At 65.4% G+C, this 19,042-nt stretch carries 16 protein-coding genes; 5 read left to right on the top strand and 11 right to left on the bottom strand.

The window, feature by feature from the left end; all coding sequences use genetic code 11:
- Nucleotides 1–164 precede the first annotated feature (164 nt).
- Complete coding sequence (gene fes, locus VK98_RS18090) at nucleotides 165–1,502, top strand: enterochelin esterase (protein WP_231589318.1); 1,338 nt, start codon at nucleotides 165–167, stop codon at nucleotides 1,500–1,502.
- Nucleotides 1,503–1,885: 383 nt separating this feature from the next.
- On the opposite strand, the gene VK98_RS18085 is transcribed toward fes, so the two are convergent.
- From VK98_RS18085 to fepD, 3 genes are read right to left on the bottom strand one after another with little or no spacing between them, the layout of a single operon-like run.
- Nucleotides 1,886–2,716: an ABC transporter ATP-binding protein gene (locus tag VK98_RS18085; RefSeq protein ID WP_082159121.1), complete on the bottom strand. Its 831-nt coding sequence runs from the start codon at nucleotides 2,714–2,716 to the stop codon at nucleotides 1,886–1,888.
- Complete coding sequence (gene fepG / locus VK98_RS18080; RefSeq protein ID WP_048415373.1) at nucleotides 2,713–3,756, bottom strand: iron-enterobactin ABC transporter permease; 1,044 nt, start codon at nucleotides 3,754–3,756, stop codon at nucleotides 2,713–2,715. The genes VK98_RS18085 and fepG overlap by 4 nt, the downstream gene beginning before the upstream one ends.
- A complete protein-coding gene (gene fepD, locus VK98_RS18075) occupies nucleotides 3,753–4,790 on the bottom strand; it encodes a Fe(3+)-siderophore ABC transporter permease (protein WP_048415400.1) in 1,038 nt (345 codons plus the stop codon). The genes fepG and fepD overlap by 4 nt, the downstream gene beginning before the upstream one ends.
- A 164-nt stretch (nucleotides 4,791–4,954) precedes the next feature.
- Here fepD and entS point away from each other — a divergent pair, with 164 nt between their 5' ends.
- Complete coding sequence (gene entS, locus VK98_RS18070; protein ID WP_048415372.1) at nucleotides 4,955–6,235, top strand: enterobactin transporter EntS; 1,281 nt, start codon at nucleotides 4,955–4,957, stop codon at nucleotides 6,233–6,235.
- Nucleotides 6,236–7,242: 1,007 nt separating this feature from the next.
- The gene (locus tag VK98_RS18065) at nucleotides 7,243–7,692 is read left to right on the top strand and encodes a hypothetical protein (RefSeq protein ID WP_048415371.1); all 450 of its coding nucleotides are present in this window, start codon (nucleotides 7,243–7,245) and stop codon (nucleotides 7,690–7,692) included.
- Nucleotides 7,693–8,550: 858 nt separating this feature from the next.
- On the opposite strand, the gene VK98_RS18060 is transcribed toward VK98_RS18065, so the two are convergent.
- The 7 genes from VK98_RS18060 to VK98_RS24450 form a co-directional block, all read right to left on the bottom strand.
- Nucleotides 8,551–9,987 (bottom strand): methyl-accepting chemotaxis protein, encoded by a 1,437-nt coding sequence (locus VK98_RS18060; RefSeq protein WP_048415370.1) that lies wholly within the window; start codon nucleotides 9,985–9,987, stop codon nucleotides 8,551–8,553.
- On the bottom strand, nucleotides 9,984–10,541 hold the full coding sequence (locus tag VK98_RS18055; RefSeq protein WP_019102317.1) for a PAS domain-containing protein: 558 nt from the start codon (nucleotides 10,539–10,541) through the stop codon (nucleotides 9,984–9,986). Before VK98_RS18055 ends, VK98_RS18060 begins: the two co-directional genes overlap by 4 nt.
- Before the next feature lie 218 nt (nucleotides 10,542–10,759).
- Nucleotides 10,760–12,601: a DUF3857 domain-containing transglutaminase family protein gene (locus tag VK98_RS18050; protein ID WP_048415399.1), complete on the bottom strand. Its 1,842-nt coding sequence runs from the start codon at nucleotides 12,599–12,601 to the stop codon at nucleotides 10,760–10,762.
- 264 nt (nucleotides 12,602–12,865) lie between these two features.
- Complete coding sequence (locus VK98_RS18045) at nucleotides 12,866–13,276, bottom strand: biopolymer transporter ExbD (protein WP_048415369.1); 411 nt, start codon at nucleotides 13,274–13,276, stop codon at nucleotides 12,866–12,868.
- The gene (locus tag VK98_RS18040) at nucleotides 13,263–13,940 is read right to left on the bottom strand and encodes a MotA/TolQ/ExbB proton channel family protein (RefSeq protein ID WP_048415368.1); all 678 of its coding nucleotides are present in this window, start codon (nucleotides 13,938–13,940) and stop codon (nucleotides 13,263–13,265) included. The genes VK98_RS18045 and VK98_RS18040 overlap by 14 nt, the downstream gene beginning before the upstream one ends.
- Nucleotides 13,937–14,377 (bottom strand): energy transducer TonB, encoded by a 441-nt coding sequence (locus VK98_RS22950; RefSeq protein ID WP_053077472.1) that lies wholly within the window; start codon nucleotides 14,375–14,377, stop codon nucleotides 13,937–13,939. Before VK98_RS22950 ends, VK98_RS18040 begins: the two co-directional genes overlap by 4 nt.
- Nucleotides 14,374–15,081, bottom strand: a complete 708-nt coding sequence (locus tag VK98_RS24450; RefSeq protein ID WP_048415367.1) for an energy transducer TonB — start codon at nucleotides 15,079–15,081, stop codon at nucleotides 14,374–14,376. Before VK98_RS24450 ends, VK98_RS22950 begins: the two co-directional genes overlap by 4 nt.
- Before the next feature lie 225 nt (nucleotides 15,082–15,306).
- Here VK98_RS24450 and hslV point away from each other — a divergent pair, with 225 nt between their 5' ends.
- Both hslV and hslU read left to right on the top strand, forming a co-directional pair.
- On the top strand, nucleotides 15,307–15,867 hold the full coding sequence (hslV, locus tag VK98_RS18025; RefSeq protein ID WP_048415366.1) for an ATP-dependent protease subunit HslV: 561 nt from the start codon (nucleotides 15,307–15,309) through the stop codon (nucleotides 15,865–15,867).
- 56 nt (nucleotides 15,868–15,923) lie between these two features.
- On the top strand, nucleotides 15,924–17,267 hold the full coding sequence (gene hslU / locus VK98_RS18020; protein ID WP_048415365.1) for an ATP-dependent protease ATPase subunit HslU: 1,344 nt from the start codon (nucleotides 15,924–15,926) through the stop codon (nucleotides 17,265–17,267).
- Nucleotides 17,268–17,328: 61 nt separating this feature from the next.
- Here the strand turns inward: hslU and VK98_RS18015 are convergent, their stop codons facing one another.
- Nucleotides 17,329–18,648, bottom strand: a complete 1,320-nt coding sequence (locus tag VK98_RS18015) for an MFS transporter (RefSeq protein ID WP_048415364.1) — start codon at nucleotides 18,646–18,648, stop codon at nucleotides 17,329–17,331.
- Nucleotides 18,649–19,042: the final 394 nt, after the last annotated feature.

Here is a 19,042-nt window from a genome sequence, read left to right as displayed (position 1 = left end):
GACGAGGAATCGTTGGCTACTGCGGCGAGGGGAACGAGGAGCGCGGCCGGCCCGGTGCGGGTCGTTGCGATCACCAGGGTCAAATGATAGTATTTCTCATTCGCATTATGCAAATAAGGTGCAGAAATTCTTGCAAAGCATCGCGGGAAACGCCAGGAAACAAGATGCAGACAATGGAAGAAACGGCGTGGAATCAACAGGCTGCGCGCAGTGCGGCTTGCCTGCAACATCCCGAGGCGGGCCAGCCGGCCTGGTGGGAGCGGCTGGCCACCGTGGGCGCGCCGCTGACTGAGCGGCTGCCGGACGGCGGCGTATGCGTGACCTTCCTCTGGCGGGATCCCCACGGCTCCGCCGCCCGTTCTCCGCTGGCCCGCGTCTACGTGGACGTCAATTCCGTCACCGATCACCATCGCGCCCAGCCGCAGTCGCTGAGCCGGCTGGGCGACACCGACGTCTGGTGGTGGCAGGCCGAGCTGCCGGCCAACTGGCGCGGCAGCTACGCCTATATTCCGGTTACCGCCGAGCAGGCCCCGCCGGCGCCGGACGCCGACGCGCGCGCCAGCCGGCTGCGCCACCGCCAATGGTGGCTGGACATCATGAGCCGGGCGGCGGCGGACCCGCTCAACCCCCGCGCCGGCTATGTCAGCAGCTGGGGCGCGCCCTTGTCCGCGCTGCACCTGGACGCGGCGCCGGACCAGCATGCCTGGCAAGCCTGGGATCTGCGCCGCCAGGGCGCGGACCCGGCGCGGCTGAGTTTGATCCATTGGGACAGCGCGCGGCTGGGCAAGTCGCGCCGGGTCTGGATCTACCAAACCGGCGCGTTGCCGGCCAAGGAGCGTGGAGAGCGGCCGCTGGCCATTCTGCTGGACGGCCAGCACTGGGCCGAACGCATGCCGGTGTTCGCCGCGCTGGACGCGGACACCCGGCGCGGCCGGCTGCCGCCGGCGGTTTACCTGTTGGTGGACGTCATCGACAACCGGCATCGGGAGCAGGACCTGCCCTGCAACGCCGATTTCTGGCTGGCGCTGCAACAGGAGCTGCTGCCGCAGGCGGAGCGCGTCGCGCCGTTCAGCGCGCGGCCGGCGCGCACCGCGGTGGCGGGGCAGAGCTACAGCGGCCTGGCGGCGATGTTCGCCGGCCTGCGCTGGCCGGAGCGCTTCGGCTGCGTGCTCAGCCAGTCCGGCTCCTTCTGGTGGCCCTATGTGGAACTGCATGAACGCGCGCGCGCCGTCAGCGAACGACGGCTGCCCGGCAGCCGCGGCCGGCTGACCGAGCAACTGGAGGCCGACGAATTGCCGCCGGGGCGGCTGCGGGTCTATCAGGAGGTGGGCAGCCGCGAAGAAGTGATGCTGGACGTCAACGCCAGCCAGCGCGCGGCCTTGGAGCGCGCCGGCCACAGGGTGCGCTATCAGGAGTTCGAAGGGGGCCACGACTGGCTGTGCTGGCGCGGCGGCCTGCTGGACGGGCTGGCCTGGCTGTGGCGGGAGCCGGCGGAGGATTGAGTTTGCTTGGCGGCAGGGCTTGGGGCTGTTGGCGATAATTTCAGGCAACAGCCATTACCCAAGTTGAATCCGCTGCGCGGATGATGATTAAGGGCCGGTTCCGCCCGGCAAACGGAAAGGGAGATTTGCGCGGCCAAATCTCCCTTTACCCTAAAGGCCGCCCTGCAAGCCTGGCCTGCGGCTTCCCGCCGGGTCCCGTCAGGCCCGAGGCGCGGCTGAACTCGCAGCGCGCTAACGTCGCGCTGCTCGAACAGGCAGCCGCTTAAAACCTCGGGCCTGCCACCCGACGGCAGGCTTGAAGGGAGTTAGGGCACGTCGGATACGTGGTTTCTTGAGTGCCTAACAATGTTTCGACACATGGGCAAAAGCGCGTGAACAGGCGCTCAGCCCCCGCGCGGAATCACCATCGGCGTATGGCTGACCGGGTCGTCCATGATCAGGCAGCTCAGGCCGAACACCTGTTCAATCAAGTCCGCGCTGACGATGTCGCGCGGCGCGCCCTCGGCCACGATGCGGCCGTCGCGCATCGCGATCAGATGGCTGGCGTAACGGCAAGCGTGGTTGATGTCGTGCAGCACCGCCACCAGCGTGCGGCCGCCGTCGCGGTTCAAGTGGCGGAACAGCTCCAGCAGCTCGATCTGATGCGCGATGTCCAGATAAGTGGTTGGCTCGTCCAGCAACAGCAGCGGCGTCTGCTGCGCCAGCGCCATCGCCACCCACACCCGCTGGCGCTGGCCGCCGGACAGCTCGTCCACGAGCCTGTCCGCCAGCGCGTCGGTGCCGGTGGCCGCCAGCGCCTGGCTCACCGCCTCCTCGTCCTCCCGGCTCCATTGCCGCAACAGGCTCTGATGCGGATAGCGTCCGCGCGCCACCAGGTCCGCCACCGCAATGCCGTCCGGCGCCACCGCGCTTTGCGGCAGCAGGCCCAGCTGCCGCGCCACCGCCTTGGCCGGGAAGCTGTGAATGTCGCGGCCGTCCAGGCACACCTGGCCGGCCAGCGGCTTCAACAGCCGGCTCAGGCTGCGCAACAGCGTGGACTTGCCGCAGCCGTTGGGGCCGATGATCACGCTGAAGGAACCGTCGGGAATCCGCACGTCCAGCTGTTCGCAAATCGTGCGCTGGCGGTAGCCCAGCCGCAGGCCCTCGCCGCGCAGCCGCGGCGGCTGCGCGCCGGCCGCCGGCGCGGCGTCCAGTTTCAAATTCAGGGAAGTCACGGTTTTCGGGCTCCGGTTTGACGCAGCAACAGCCACAGCAGATACAGGCCGCCGATGCAGATGGTGACCACGCCCACCGGCAACTGACGGGGATAAAAGAATTGCTGGGCGCCGTAGTCCGCGGCCAGCAACAAGAGCGCGCCGGTCCAGGCCGCGGTCAGCGGGCTGGTGGCCTGGGTGCGGCGCAGGCGCAGCGCGATTTGCGGCGCGGCCAGCGCGATGAAGGAAATCGGCCCGGCCGCGGCGGTGGCGGAAGCGATCAGCGCCACCCCCAGGCCCATCAGCCACAGCCGGGTGCGCTCCGCCGGCACGCCCAGCGCGCTGGCGCAGTCGTCGCCCATCTCCAGTAGCCGCATGCGCCGCTGCAGCGTCAGCGCCGCCGCCATCGCCAGCAGGCAGCACAGCGCGGACGGCAGGCCCTTGCTCCAGGTCATGCCGTTGAGCGTGCCCGCGCCCCAGGTGGCCGCGCTCATCGCCGCCTCCAGGCTGGCGTTGATCAGCAGCCAGTGATTGAGCGCGCTCAACATGGCGCTGACGGCGATGCCGACGATGATCAGGCGGAAGCCGTGCGCGCCTTGCCGCCAGGCCAGCAGATAGACCAGGGCGGCGGACAGCAGGCCGCCGGCCAGCGCGCCGCCGGCGATCTGGAAATGGCCGCCGTTGAACAGGGTGATCACCACCAGCGCGCCGGTATAGGCGCCGGTGTTGAAGCCCACCACGTCCGGGCTGCCCAGCGGGTTGCGGATCAAGGACTGGAAAATCGCCCCGCTCATGCCCAAGGCCGCGCCCACCACCAAGGCCATCAGCACCCGCGGCAGCCGCCATTGCTGCACCACCGCCACCTCCAGTCGGCCGCCCTGGCCCTGCAAGGCCTGCCACACTTGTTCCAGGCTCATGGGCAAGGCGCCGGCGCGCAAACTCATCGCCGCCAGCGCCGCGCAGGCGCCGGCCAGCAGCAAACAGGTCCACAGCCCGCCCAGCGCCAGCCGGCCGTTGCAGCGGCCGTCCGGGCTGCCCCAGCGCAACACCGCCGGCTTCACGAGCGGCCTCCGGGCGCGGCGTGGCGGCGGGCCAGCCAGATCAGGGCCGGCGCGCCGATGAAGGCGGTGACGATGGAGACCCGCAGCTCGCCCGGGGTCAGCAGCCGGCCGACGATGTCCGAGCTCAGCAACAGGATGGGGGCCAGCAGCAGGGTGAAGGGCAGGGTCCAGCGCAGATCGGCGCCGCCCAGCCAGCGGGCCAGATGGGGAATCATCAGGCCGATGAAGGCGATGGGGCCGGCCACGGCGGTGCTGGCGCCGCACAGCAGGGTGATGGCCAGCACCGCGCCGGCCTGGATCAGCAGCGGACGTCCGCCCAGGCTCACCGCCAGATCGCTGCCCATGCCCAGGGTGTTCAGGGGCCGCGCCAGCAGCAGCGCCAGCAGGCCGCCGGCGGCGATCACCGGGGCCACCAGCGCCACCGGCGTCATGCTGCGCACGTCCAGCGTGCCGGCGTTCCAGTAGCGCAGCTGGTTGAAGGCCAGCGGGTCCAGCAGGGTGATGGCGGTGGACAAGCCCATCAGCACCGCGCTGACGGCCACGCCGGCCAGCACGAAGCGCAGCGGGTCCATGCGCCGGCCGCGCGCGCCCACCGCGTACACCAGCAAGGTGGCGCCCAGCGCCCCGGCGGCGGCGCAGCCCAGGTAGCCCAGCTGGCTGTCCACGCCCCAGGCCGCCACGCCCAGCACCATGGCGAAGCTGGCGCCGGCGTTGACGCCCAGCACGCCGGGGTCCGCCAGCGGGTTGCGCGACAGCGCCTGGATCAGCGCGCCGGACAGGCCCAGCGCCGCGCCGGCCAGCAGGCCCAGCAAGGTGCGCGGCAAGCGGCCTTGCAGCACGATCACGCTGTCCGGATCGCCGCCGCCGTGCAACAGGCTGCGCCAGACGACGGCGGCCGGAATCGGTTTCGCGCCCAGCATCAGGCTCAACAGGGCAATGGCCGCCAGCGCGGCCAGGCAGCACAGCAACAGGGTCAGGCGGCGGCTTGGCGGCGCCTTGGGCGCGGGCAGGGCCGAGGCGGGGCTGATTGACATGATCAAATGCAAATGATTCCTAATACAGACTGCTGATGTTACCATGCGGCATCCATAACGGAACACCATCTTGCCGGGCGCGCGCGGGCAGCAAACCGCGCCGTCCGCCGGGCGCGCCGGCGCATGCCAAGCGGCCTCCACCCCTGTCGAGATAAAACTTTGTCATGAAAAAGTCGCCTATCTTCGTTGATTTCAGCCTGCTCAGGCTCAACCCGCATTTCCGCTCCATCTTCATCGCCCGCATGATCTCGGTGTTCGCCTTCGGCATCCTGATGGTGGCGGTGCCGGTGCAAATCCATCAGCTCACCGGCTCCACGCTGCAAGTGGGCGCAGCGATGGCGCTGGACGGCATCGGCATGTTCGCCGGCCTGATGTGCGGCGGCGTGCTGGCGGACCGGATGGACCGCCGCCGGCTGATCCTGCTGGGCCGCTCGCTGTGCGGCCTGGGCTTCCTGGCGCTGGCGCTCAACGGTTTCATGACCAACCCGTCGGTGCTGGCGCTGTACGTGGTGTCGGCCTGGGACGGCTTTTTCAGCGGCATCGGCATCACCTCGCTGATGGCGTCGATCCCGGTGATCGTCGGCCGTGAAAACCTGCCGGCCGCCGGCGCGCTGAGCATGCTGACCATGCGCATCGGCGGCGTGCTGTCGCCCCTGCTGGGCGGCATGATCATCGCCGCGGCCGGGGTTAACTGGAACTACCTGCTGGCCGGCGTCGGCACCCTGGCCACCTTGATTCCGCTGACGCGTTTGCCGTCCTTGAAGCCGCAGGGCGGGGAGCCGGCGCATCCGCTGCGTTCCTTGCTGGAGGGCTTCGAGTTCCTGTGGCAGAACAAGGTGGTGGGCGCGGTGGTGGCGGTGGGCACGCTGCAAACCCTGCTCAGCGCGGTGCGGGTGTTGTATCCGTCGCTGGCGGAGGACGGCTACGGCGGCGGCGCTTTCGAGGTGGGCCTGATGTATTCGGCGGTGCCGCTGGGCGCGATGATAGGCGCCTTCACCAGCGGCTGGGTGGGTGGTTTGAGCCGTCCCGGCGCGGTGATGTTGAGCTGCGTGCTGGCTTCGTCGCTGAGCATCGCTTCCTTGGGCCTGGTCCATCATCTGGCTTACGGCCTGCTGGCCTTGTCCTTGCTGGGCTATTTCGGTTCGATCGCGTCTTTGTTGCAGTTCACGCTGGTGCAGGGCAATACGCCGGACCACTTGCTGGGCAGGGTGAACAGCCTGTGGACGGCGCAAGACGTGGTGGGCGACGGCCTGGGCGCCTTGGGCCTGGGCGCGCTGGCGCGGGCCTTGGCGCCGTTGACGGCGGTGGGTTGGTTCGGCGCGGCGGCCGCGGCGGCCAGCCTGGCGATGTGCGCGGGGTTTGGGTCTTTGCGGCGTTTGGCCGGCGGCGCGGCCGCCGAGGCGGAGGCGGCCGGGGAGCCGGCACGGCAGGGGGCGGGGTCCTAGCGCCAAGGGTTTGTTGGAACGGATGTTGTCGCAGGGCGGAAACCTCGGTTGGGGTTTTCGCCTTTTTGCATTTGTTGTGGGGGCGGGGGCTTCCTTCCGGAACCTGTTAGGAGAGGTAAGCCATCTGTAGGTGAAATGAGGGTTTTGAATCCGCTGCGCGGATGATGGATTTGATTGCCGGGGCTGCCCGGCAGGCAGGAAGGGGAACAACTCGGCCAAATTCCCTATCACTGAGCGAATCAAAGATTCGCACGTAGACACCTCAAAGGCCGCCCTGCAAGCCTGGCCTGCGGCTTCCCGCCGGGCCCCGTCAGGCCCGAGGCGCGGCTGAACTCGCAGCGCGCTAACGTCGCGCTGCTCGAACAGGCAGCCGCTTAAGACCTCGGGCCTGCCACCCGTCGGCAGGCTTGAAGGGACCAGGGGCGCATCGGATACATGCTTTCTTTTAGGAAACAAAGCTTATCCACAGACAAGAGCAATGGAACCAAGTTACCCACAGAGCAACCCAGGCGGCAAATCAACCATCCCCTATCTAGAAAATTGACCACCTCGTGTAGCGACCAAGTGTCCCCTCGGGGCGCGCTCCGGGTTTCGCGTCCTGGGGGACGAGGGGGGCTGGAAGGGGGCGGCGGCCCGCCCCCTCCCCGTTCGCCGCGCGGAAAGCGGCACCTAAATCAATATCCGCGCAGCGGATTCAAAACCAGATCACACAACCAATAAGCCACGCTCAATCAAAGCAACCGCCCCACCTTGACCTCAACCGTCCCCTCGGCAACAATCCCTCCGTTGCCGCCCACATGCGGCAAACGAGATTGGCGTCTCGTTAACAAACTCAAATATAAGCCTCCGCGCATATATTCGTCATTTCTCCATGGCCACGCTATTCGGTAGGTGCATGGTGGGCTTTGAGCCTTCACTGTTAACGATTTGATTTGTTTAGACGCCAATCCTGCTCCCTCCGACTTGGGATCAGGTGCTTCATCTTGTGTCATTACAGGAGAAACACCATGCATCACGCTCAAAACTTCCCCCCGCGCCGCCGCTATAAGCTGGCCTCGCTGGAGCAACAGGAAGCCTTGCTTCCCTTTGTTCGCTTCTGCCCCGGCCGTACCTATCGGCATTACTGGCAGATGCCCGCGCCCAGCAAGGACTACCCCGCCGACAACGCCTACGGCCGCGAATGCGCGGCCCATCTACTGCAATGGCTGAAAGACAACCGCGAATACGTCGGCAAGGGCCTGCTCAGCCGCGTGGCGCGGGACATCGATTTTGACGACCGCGATGGACGCGGCCAGTGGATGGGTTTCTTCAACTATCTGGAATTAATGATGCTGCTGGGCGCTGACCGGGTCCGGGTCTACCGCCATGTCGATAGCCAACATCAGCTCTACCTGGCGCTGGGACAACGGTTTAACCTAGAAGCGCGCTTCCGCCGCATCCGCCTGCGCAATCGCTGACCTCGGCTGGTGGGTATCGCTGCGCTCCACCCACCCTACGTGAGGGGGACTTGTAGGGTGGGAGGAGCCGATAGGCGATACCCACCAAACCCCCGCCATCGGAACCCAAGGATGGATTCCACCGCATGTTCGCGTGGGTATCGCTACGCTCCACCCACCCTACGTGAGGCGGATTGGTAGGGTGGGAGGAGCCGTAGGCGATACCCACCAAACCCCGCCATCGGAACCCAAGGATGGATTCCACCGCATGTTCGCGTGGGTATCGCTACGCTCCACCCACCCTACGTGAGGCGGATTGGTAGGGTGGGAGGAGCCGTAGGCGATACCCACCAAACCCCGCCATCGAAACCCAAGGATGGATTCCACCGCATGTTCGCGTGGGTATCGCTGCGCTCCACCCACCCTACGTGAGGCGGATTGGTAGGGTGGGAGGAGCCGTAGGCGATACCCACCAAACCCCGCCATCGAAACCCAAAGCTCAATTCTGCCGCATGTTCGCGTGGGTATCGCTACGCTCCACCCGCCCTACGGCAGGCGGATTGGTAGGGTGGGAGGAGCCGACAGGCGATACCCACCAAACCCCGCCATCGAAACCCAAAGCTCAATTCTGCCGCATGTTCGCGTGGGTATCGCTACGCTCCACCCACCCTACGGCAGGTGGATTGGTAGGGTGGGAGGAGCCGCAGGCGATACCCACCAAACCCCGCCATCGAATAGGCGATACCCACCAGCGCCGCTTCTGAGCGCGGCGCATACGCCAAAAAGCGGGGCAGCTTTTAACTGCCCCGCTTGATTCCTGTCCGGCTACGCCCCTGCCGGCGCTCCAACGCCGATGCGCGGCGGGTGTTGAGCCCTGGCTTACTGGCCGTGCTTCTCCTCGCCCAGCTTGTCCAGGTAGCGCAGGATGCGGCCGCTGTCCTGCTCCAGCTTCTGCATCCGGTTGACGATTTCCTGCTCGTCCAGCGGGCCTTCCTGGCCAAACACCGCCAGCGCGGCGTCGATGTGCTGGCTGGCCTGCTGCTCGGTGGCCGCCAGCTCGCTCCAGGAACGGGTCTGGCCAAAGGACTGCTGGCCTTGCAGCTGCAACCAGCCTTGCAGCTCGCTGCCCTGCTTCAGCGGCTGGGCCTCCTCTATCGAGTGATAGGCGGTCTGCTTGAAGATCACATGCCCCACTTTTTGCAGGCTGAGCTGGGATTTGTCGTGCACGCGGTTCACCTGCGCCATCACCTGCTGCGATTGTTCCACCTGGCTGCTGAAGCGTTGGCGGAAGGTTTCCACCGAGTCCTTGACCTGGCTGGCCACATTGCCGGCGGCGCTGGCCTGGGTCTGCATATTGCCGATGCGCAGCGACAGGTTCTCCAACACGTCCTGCACATTGTTGGCGGTGCTCTTGCTGCGCTCCGCCAGCTTGCGCACTTCGTCGGCCACCACGGCGAAGCCGCGGCCGGTTTCGCCGGCGCGGGCGGCTTCGATGGCGGCGTTCAGCGCCAGCAGATTGGTTTGGTCGGCGATGGCGGAGATGTCGGCCAGCGAGGTTTCTATGCCCTGCCATTCCTGGGCCAGCGCGGTGCTGGCGGTGTCCATGCTGCTGACGCTGTCGGCGATGGTGTCCAGGTGGCCGGACAGGTGCTGGGCGGTTTCCAGGCTGACGCGCGCGCCGTCGGCGGTGTCCTGGGTGATGGCGGCCACGTCGGCCATGGCCTGGCTGATGTCTTCCAGATCGCTCTGGTTGCTGGCCAGGTCCTTGCGCAAATGCGGGTTGTTGAGCGCGGCCAGTTGCGAGGACAGGCGGTTGCGGCGGATGTAGCCGTCGTTGTCGGCCATGGTCTGTATCGCGCGGTTGACGCTGCCCAGCGAGCTGGCCAGGATGCCCGGCAGGCCCTGGCTCAGCGGGCGACGGCTGTAGTCGCCGGCGCTGATGGCCTTGAAGCAGGTGTTGATTTCCTTGAAGTAGGTTTCGATCAGGTCGAGGAAGTCGTTGAGCTGCCAGGCGAGCTTGCCCACTTCGCCCAGGTTGCGGGTGCCGGTGGCGCGGTGGTGCAGTTCGCCGGAGCTGGCGTAGCCCAACTGCTCGTGCAGGGTGTTGAGCAGGCCGAAGATGCGGCCGCTGTGGCGCCACAGCAGCAGGGACAGGGCGATGGAGACGGCGAGCAGCAGCGCGTCCACGATGCGGCCGACGATCTCGGGGAACAGATAGCCGTCCAGCAGCGAGAAGGCCACCAGCAGGTTGAAGCTTATGATGCACCAGCCCAGCTGGGTGCGCAGGAAGGGCGGCTTGTGTTGGAACTGGTTCATGCGGCGACTCCCGGCGCTTGCAGCACCTGGGCGTTGAGGGACAGGATGAAGTCCTGGTAGCTGACGCCTTTGTCCGCCAGCACTTGCTGCAGCCAGGCCACGGAGGCGTCTGGCGCGGTGGCCTTGTTGTGGCTGGCTTCGATCTGGCGCATCTGGGCGTAGACCGGTTCGATGGCGTTGATGGCTTCCTGGCTGGGCGGGCGGCGCACGGAGTAATAGCCTTGCAGCTGGCCGCGCAGGTCGTAGTCCGGGGTGACGTTGGCCAGCACCCAGTAGTAGTCGCCGTTTTTGCTGTGGTTTTTCACCACGGCGAAGAATTCCTGGCCCTGTTGCAGGGTTTTCCACATCAGCCGGTAGGCGCCGCGCGGCATGTCGGGGTGGCGGATCAGATTGTGCGGCTTGCCCAGCAGCTCGTGCTCGGCGTAGCCGGCGATGCGCATGAACACGCGGTTGGCGTAGGTGATGTGGCCGGTGGGGTCGGTCTTGGTGATGATCAGTTCATGAGGAGCGAGCCGGATTTCCTTGCTGGCCGTGCCGGCGGCGGGGTGCGTCATGGTCTGTTTCTCTCTTATTTGTCGATTGCATAACCTCAAATGTTCATTTTCGGCCACTGGCCCAGTAGGGGCAAGCGTTTATTTATTTGTACTGCCCATGCTTGACGCGGTGCTGCTTAAATTACTTCTTAATAATCCAGTTCTTATAAAAACAAAAAGGATGCCTGTGGCATCCTTCGCGGTTTGGCCGAAATGGGCCTCAGATCGTAAACCGGCGCTCAGAGTTTGACGATCTGGCGGATCTGGGACACGCAGGCGCGGGCGTCGTCTATCAGCTTGGCGAATGCCGGGCTGTTGATCTCGGCGTGGCTGAGCCAGCGCACCTTATTGCTGATCCGGTACTGGACGCGGATGCCGGCCGCGGTCTGCTGCTGCTTGGCGTCCACTTCGTACCAGGGGGAACTCACCTTGCATTCGAAGGCCGGCTGGATGGCCTTGGCGCCCTTGAGCAGCACGTCGGACTGCATGGCGCTGGCGTCGCCCAGATAGACGTCGGCCAGGTTGCCGTTGCGCTTGTAGTTGTCGAAGCTGTCCCACACGCCCTTGAAGTGGGAGTCGTAGAGAAACAGGCCGGAAATCTTCTCCAGCATGCGCGGGTCGCGCACGCTCATGCGCAGCGGATAGCTGGACGGCACCATGAAGGAGGTTTTGTCGCGCTGGACCTTGCAGTCTTCCGGCTGGCCGCTCAGGCGGTTGCACAGGCTCTGGTCGGTGGCGCTGACGCCCTGGTAGCGGTCTTGCAAAATGGTGTCGATCAGCGTGGAGTTGGCCAGTTCGATATCGGCGCGAACGTCGGCGCTGCCGTCGGCTTTCAGCGCGTTTTCGCGCTTGATGTTCAGATCGGTGCGCGCGGCTTCCATCGGCACCTGGGTCTGGCTGACCACGCCGTCCTTGCCGATGATGAAGGCCCAGCGGTCTTGCAGGTCAGACATGATGCGGCCGGGCTGGAAGAAGGGGTTGGTCGGGTCCAGCCACCAGGTCTGGCCGGCGATGTCGGCGCGGACGATCATGTGGTTGGGCGCGCCGACGCCGGGCAGCAGCAGCGGCGGGGCGAATTTGCCGCGGTAGATCAGCGCCGGCTCGGCGGCGACGCCGGCGCGGCGCAGCATGGCGGTCAGCAGGGTGGAGAGGTCTTTGCAGTCGCCGTAGCCGTGCTTTTCGATTTCCGCCAGCGTGAACGGCACCAGGCCGCGCTCCGCCAGCCGGGTGTCGTTGAGGTAACGGTAGTTGCGGTTGATGTGCTGCATGAAGGCGGCCGCCTGCTCCGCGGCCGGTTTGCCCTGGTTGGCGGCCACCACGGCGGCGGCGGCCGGCGGCAGCGGCGCGGCCAGGATTTCGTTGTAGCGGCGGGCGTGGGCGCCGAAGTGGTCTTGCGGCTGGTCCGAGGTGGCGATCACCAGCTGCGGCCATTCGCGCAGCGCGCTGTTGTTCCACTCGTTGATGTAGTTGAGGTAGCGCGGCCGGCGCAGCGATACCTTGATGCGTTTGCGGTCCGCGCTGGCGTCCACCGCGTAATCGTCCAGCATCATGCCGCGCCAGATCAGCGGGCGGGTGGACTGGAGCTCGAAATTGAAGCTGTCTTCGCGCGCTTTTTGCGGGCCTAGGTCCAGTTGGTAGCGCAGCTGGCGCACCAGCGGCTGCGCCACGCTGTGGGTCTTGATGCGGTAGGACACGGTGCTGCCCACCGACAATTCCGGGAAGGCCATCCAGGTTTGCATGTCGCGGCTGACGCCGGCGTCCGGATTGGGCGCGGCGCGGGTTTCGATCTGGGATTTGCCCAGTTTGATCACTTTGCCGTTGGGCTGGATCACTTCGGCTTGTTCCACCCGCAGCCGGTCTTCGGCCGGGTAGGTGAAATCGATGCGGGACAGCTGTTCGCGGCCGGAGGGGTGGAGGATGGTGAATTGCTTGCTGGTGACGCAGTCCAGGCTGTTGTCTTTATTGTGCTGGCAGCTGACGGCGGTTTTGACCGCCAGCGGCGCTTCGCTGACCGGCTGCAGCGCGGCGGCGCTGAAGCTGCTGTAGAGGCCGGCGGCCAGTCCGAGAGTGAGTGTACGCATATTGGAATCGAAAAGTGTGATGTCGCGGTGATGATTATACGGCGCGAGGATGGTGAAAACGCGCATCCGGCGTCCGCGCCGCCGGATGGGATCAAGCCTTCCATGTTCGCATATTAGCGCTTGCGAATGTGTATGGTTTTTGTGCGGCAGTCCTGTGGTGAGACGCCGGCAGACACATTCAGGGAGGGCTGGGCTGCGCGTTGCGATGGCTGGAGCGGGGGTGACGGTTTGGAGCGGCCGGCGGGCGCCGGCCTGACTCGTCTGTTACGGCGCTTCGGTGGCGAAGCCTATCTTGCTGATGCCCCCTTGCTGGGCGCTGGCCAGGGTCTTGGCCACCGTCTCGTAGCGCACGCTCTTGTCGGCGAACAAGTGCAGCTCCACTTGCGGGTTGTCGCGGGCGGCGGCGGCGAAGCGCGCGTCCAGTTCGCCTTCCGGTACTTTGACGTCGTTCCAGAACACCGCGCCGGCGGCGTCGATAGCCAGCCGGATTTCCTTGGGCTGGCTCTGCTGCGCGGCGGCGCTGGCCTGCGGCAGGTCCAGCTTGACGGTATTGGTCAGCAGCGGGGTGGTGATGATGAACACCACCAGCAGCACCAGCATCACATCCACCAGCGGGGTGGTGTTGATGTCCGCCATCGGGGCGGAGCCGCCCTTGTCGAAACTACCGAACGCCATCGATTTCTCCGGACTGAGTCAGCAGCTGGGCGTGCAGATCGTGGGCGAAGTAGTCCATGTCCTGCGCCATGATGCGCTGCATGCGGGTCAGGGCGTTGTAGGCCAGCACCGCCGGGATGGCGGCGGCCAGGCCGGCGGCGGTGGCCACCAGCGCTTCGCCGATCGGGCCGGCCACCGCGGCGATGGTGACCTGACCGGCCGCGCCGATGTTCACCAGCGCGTGGTAAATGCCCCATACCGTGCCGAACAGGCCGATGAAGGGCGCGGTGGAGCCCACCGAGGCCAGCACGGTCATGCCGGTTTCCTGCTTGCCGTTTTCCTGAGCCAGGCCTTTGCGGATGGCGCGGGTCAGGAACTCGTCCAGGTCGCAGCTCTGGCCCAGCGGGCGCTCAGCCTGGCTGCGGTAGTGGCGCAGCGCGGCCAGGCCCTGGCGGGTGAGGTTGGCGAAGGGCGCGCGCGAATCCTGCAGCTGGGTTTCCGCCTGCTTCCAGTTCGGGGCGTCCCACAGCGCGGCTTCGGCCTGCTTGTTGGCGCGGCGGATGTGCCAGGTGCTGACGCCGCGCACCAGGATCAGGTACCAGGTCAGCACCGACATCAGGACCAGGATCATGAACACCGCGACCAGCACGGCGTCCCCTTGTTGGAATACAGTCATTAGATTCATGGTTTTGCAGACTTCAAAGAAAATTCAACGGGAATGAAAAAAGTGTATGGAATGGGCTTGCCGCCGCGTTGGGCAGGAATGAAGCGCCAGCGTTTGGCAGTGTCCAGCGCCACACTGTCCAGTCGGGGAGAACCGCTGCTTTTGGCCAAGCTCACGTCTTGCGGCAGGCCTTGGCTGCTGACATGCACCCGCAGCTGCACAGTGCCGGTTTCGTCTTCTTCAATGGACATCGCCGGGTAGGCCGGTTTGGGGTTGTTCGACTGCCGGTCGCGAAAAGGGGGAGCGCGAGTGGCTGCCGTCGTTTCGGCGGCGGGGTCCAGCGAGCGTTCGGCCTCGACGGGGGCGGCTGTTGCCATGGCGCTGCTGATCAGCGCCAGGACGATGGTCGTTGTCGCCAGTATGGAGCCGTTTTGGCGAAATGCCGCTGGGAGTTTCATGATCTGGCAGACTTCAAAGAAAATTCAACGGGAACGATAAAGGTGTAGGCGATGGCTTCGCTGCCGCGCTTGGCCGGGGTGAAGGTCCAGCGCTTCACCGCCGCCACGGCGGCGCGGTCCAGCCGCGGGAAGCCGCTGCTGTTGGCCAGCGCCACGTCCAGCGGCTGGCCCTGGGCGGACACGTGCACGCGCAGCTGCACGGTGCCGGTTTCGCCTTCTTCAATGGACAGCGCCGGGTAGGCAGGCTTGGGGTTGTTCAGATAGCCGCCCCGGTACATCGGCTCGGTGATCGAGGGTTTGGCGTCGGCGGACTGGCCGCGGGAGCTGCCGCCCTCGGCGGAGTTGGCGGCCGGGCTGGGCTTGCTTTCCGCCGCGGGGGCGGCGGTGGGCACGCTGATGGCCTTGGCGCTGGGCGCGGCCGGGGCGGGCGTGGCCATCACCTTGGGTTTGACCGGAGTCGGTTTCGGCGTCGGGGTGGGCTTGACCTGCGGCGTCGGCTTTTTCTCGGGCTTGGGCTGCTGCTTGGGCGCAGCCGGCGCGGCGGCCTTGCTGGGCGCGGCCAGGCTGATCATTTCCATGCTGGCGACGCGCGGCAGCGTGATCGGTTGCTGCATCGCCACTGCGCCGCCCATCAGCACGAAGACCAGAGCATGCAGGCCCACGGTGCTGGAGAGCGCCGAGTATTGAAGAATTCGCTGGTTCATGACGGTGATGATAATACAAACTATTCTCATTATCCAAGCTGGAAAACGCGTATATCCCTAAGTCATTGACATGGATAAATGAATGACGGGAAAAGGATTTTGCCAAGCGCCGCGCCCGCCGGCGCGCCGGAGCGTTCCGGCGCTTGCAATCCATGGTTTTGCCTGCATATCTTGCAGCATTGGCCACGGCGGAGTGCCGGTGGCGACATTATTGGAATACAAAACATGCAACAGTTCGACGGAACCACCATCGTGTCCATTCGCCGCGGCAATCGCGTGGCGCTGGGCGGGGATGGCCAGGTCACCCTGGGCAACATCGTGATCAAGGCCTCGGCGCGCAAGGTGCGCAAGCTGCACGGCGGCAAGGTGCTGGCGGGCTTTGCCGGCGGCACCGCCGACGCCTTCACCCTGATCGAGCGTTTTGAGGCCAAGCTGCAAAAGCATCAGGGCAATCTGCTGGTGTCGGCGGTGGAGTTGGCTAAGGATTGGCGCACCGATCGCATGCTGCGCAGGCTGGAGGCGATGCTGATCGTCGCCGACAAGGATTGCACTCTGATCATCACCGGCAACGGCGACGTGCTGGAGCCGGAAGACGGCATCGCCGCCATCGGTTCCGGCGGCGCCTACGCCCAGTCCGCGGCGCGCGCATTGTTTGATAACACCGATCTGCCGCCGGAAGTGGTGGTGAAGAAATCGCTGGAGATCGCCGGCGACATCTGCATCTACACCAACCACAACCATGTGATCGAGCTGTTGGGCGAAGCCGAAGAGCCGGCAGCCAACTGAGCCGCCCGATTCAAGAATCAAATCGCCGGGAGCGCCGCTTCCGGCTGGAGAAAGTCATGACGCAAATGACCCCGCAGGAAATCGTCCACGAGCTGGACCAACACATCATCGGCCAGAACGCGGCCAAGCGCGCGGTGGCGGTGGCCCTGCGCAACCGCTGGCGCCGTCAGCAGGTGGACGAGCCGCTGCGCAGCGAAATCACTCCCAAGAACATTCTGATGATAGGCCCCACCGGCGTGGGCAAGACCGAGATCGCCCGCCGCCTGGCCAAGCTGTCCGGCGCGCCCTTCATCAAGATAGAGGCCACCAAGTTCACCGAGGTCGGCTATGTCGGCCGCGACGTGGACACCATCATCCGCGATCTGGTGGAAGTGGCGATCAAGGACACCCGCGACACCGCCATCAAGCGCAACCGCCCGCGCGCGGAAGACGCGGCCGAAGACCGCATTCTGGACGTGCTGCTGCCGCGCCCGCGTCAGCAGGCCGGCTTCTTCGGCGGCGAGCCGGAGGCGGAAACCAAGCCGGAAGACGGCGCCACCCGTCAGAAATTCCGCAAGATGCTGCGCGAAGGCGCGCTGGACGATAAAGAGATCGAAATCGAAATCGCCGCGCCGGCGGCGCAGATGAACGTGATGGCCCCGCCGGGGATGGAAGACTTCGCCAGCCAGCTGCAAGGCATGTTCCAGGGCCTGGGCTCCGGCAAGAAGCAGACGGCCAAGATGAAGGTGACGGAGGCGCGCAAGCAGCTGATCGACGAAGAGGCCGCCAAGCTGGTCAACGACGAGGAGCTGCGCGCCGAGGCGCTGAAGAACGTCGAGCAGAACGGCATCGTGTTCCTGGACGAGATCGACAAGGTCACCAGCCGCAGCGAAGGCCAGGGCGGCGCCGACGTCTCTCGCGCCGGCGTGCAGCGCGATCTGCTGCCCCTGGTGGAAGGCACTACCGTGTCCACCAAGTACGGCATGGTCAAGACCGACCACATCCTGTTCATCGCTTCCGGCGCCTTCCAGCTGTCCAAGCCGTCGGATCTGATCCCGGAACTGCAAGGCCGCCTGCCCATCCGTGTCGAACTGTCTTCGCTGACCGTGGACGACTTCAAGGCCATCCTCACCAGCACCAACGCTTGTCTGACCCGCCAGTACCAGGCGCTGATGGCCACCGAGGGCGTGGAACTGGAGTTCGTCGACAGCGGCATCCAGCGTTTGGCCGAGATCGCCTGGCAGGTCAACGAGAAAACCGAGAACATCGGCGCGCGCCGTCTCTACACCGTGATGGAAAAGCTGCTGGAAGAAGTGGCTTTCGACGCCAAGGCCGGCCGCTGCGAGATCGACGCCGGCTATGTGGACAGCAAGCTGGAGCAAGTGGCCGAGCGCGAAGATTTGGCGCGTTACGTGCTCTGATCCACTCCTATATATATGGAAACGCAAACGGCGGCCGATGGCCGCCGTTCTCGCATCCGCGTCAGCGCGCCTCGCATGCCGGCTTGGCGGGAGGGGCGGCCGCCAAATCGCGGAACGCCTCCGGGTGGCGCCGCCAATACCAGTCCTTCACCTCCTCGTGGTCCAGCTCCAGGAAAGCCTTCAGGCCCGGCAGCAGCAGCATAGGCAGCACGGTGGCCAAATGCAGCAGCGCGAAAATCAGGTAGACCTGATCAAGCGGCAGCACATGCAGCATCGCGCCGGCCAGGGCCGGCCCCAGCATCGATCCTATCTTCACCAACATCACATTGATGGCGGAAAAGCGCGCGCGGTAATTTTCAGGCACCGCCAGCGTGCGGTGGGTCTGGCCTATCAGTTGGTTCAGCGCGAACATCAGCCCCATCACCGCGAAACAGGCCAGGATCAACCAGGGATTGGAGCTCAAGGCCACCACCAGCATCAGCACGCCGCAGACCAGCATGCCGAAGGTGCGCGCCTGATAGCGGCTGAAGCGGCGCAGCAGCACATGGGTGAACCAGAGCGAGCCCAGCAGCATGCCGGCGCTGATCGCCGCCTCGCAACCGCCCAGCCAGGCTGCGGACAAACCCAGCGCGTGCAGCTTGACCGGCAGCAAGGTGGTCACCAGCGGCATGAAGGCCACCAGGGTGATGAAAACCGCCAAGGTCCAATAGCGTTCGAGCGGAATGCGCCAGCGCGCGTACAGGCCGCTGCGGATATCTTCCAGCCAGGGGCTGCGGACGGCGCCCGCCGCGCGCGGCGGCACGCGCACATATAAGGAAGCCGCGGCGGCCACCACCAGCAAACAGGCGTAGGCCAGCAGAGTCAGGGTGGAGCTGGTCGCCGCCATCAGGCCGCCGCCCAGCACCGGGCCGATCAGATTGCCCGCCGACTGCGAGCTTTTCTGCAAGGACAGCGCATCGCCCAGCCTGGCCGCCGGCACCATCTCGGCGGCGATGCTGAGCATGGACGGCAGCACAATGGACCAGGCCAGCATCGCCAGCGACTCCACCGCAATCACCCAGCCGATGCGATACCAGCCCTGCGCCGCCATCAGCGCCAGCAGCAAGGCGCTCAACATCGCCAGCAGCATGCCGCCGCCAATCAGGCGGTTTTTCGGCAGGCGGTCGCCCAAGGGCGCGGTCAGCGGCAGCGACAGCAGCATCACCAAGGCGGTGATAGAGCCGAACCAGGCCATATCGCGCGCGCCGCCGGACTGCACCACCCACCAACTGATGGCGACATAACCGGCGCCCATCGCCAAGCCGCTCAGCACATCGCTCAGCATCAAGGCGTAAAACGGTGCGGGCAAGCCCTCCAATCGTTGACGCAAGGTTTGCTGCATGGATGTCTCCTGGGCGGTGGAATGCGTTCAGCTTAACAATTAATGCCTAAGGCATAAAGTCTGCGCCGAATAATTTGCCGGAAAGCGGCTTTTCCGGAAAAAACAGGGAAAACCAACCCGCTTTTGCAGCTTATCTTCCGATGGCAACAAGCTGGGAAGCCCTGTTTTCCGGGCTGTCCAAAAGTTCTTGTAAAATCGCTGCGGCATAATTCTTATTGAAATCATGCCCTTATGTTTCGATATCTGAAAAACCCTATCTTTTTTCGAAATAGGTGTTGACGGAGTCGGGGCTGTAACGTATATTTCACCTCCTCAGCAGGCAACGCAGCGACGGAAACGAAACGCAGCGATCTGCACCGATCTTTAACAAAACGAATAACCGATAGGTGTAAGT

Origin of the sequence: Chromobacterium sp. LK11, from assembly GCF_001043705.1 — a bacterium.
In the GTDB taxonomy this organism is placed as follows: domain Bacteria; phylum Pseudomonadota; class Gammaproteobacteria; order Burkholderiales; family Chromobacteriaceae; genus Chromobacterium; species Chromobacterium alkanivorans.
This window is presented reverse-complemented; position numbering and strand designations above follow the sequence as displayed.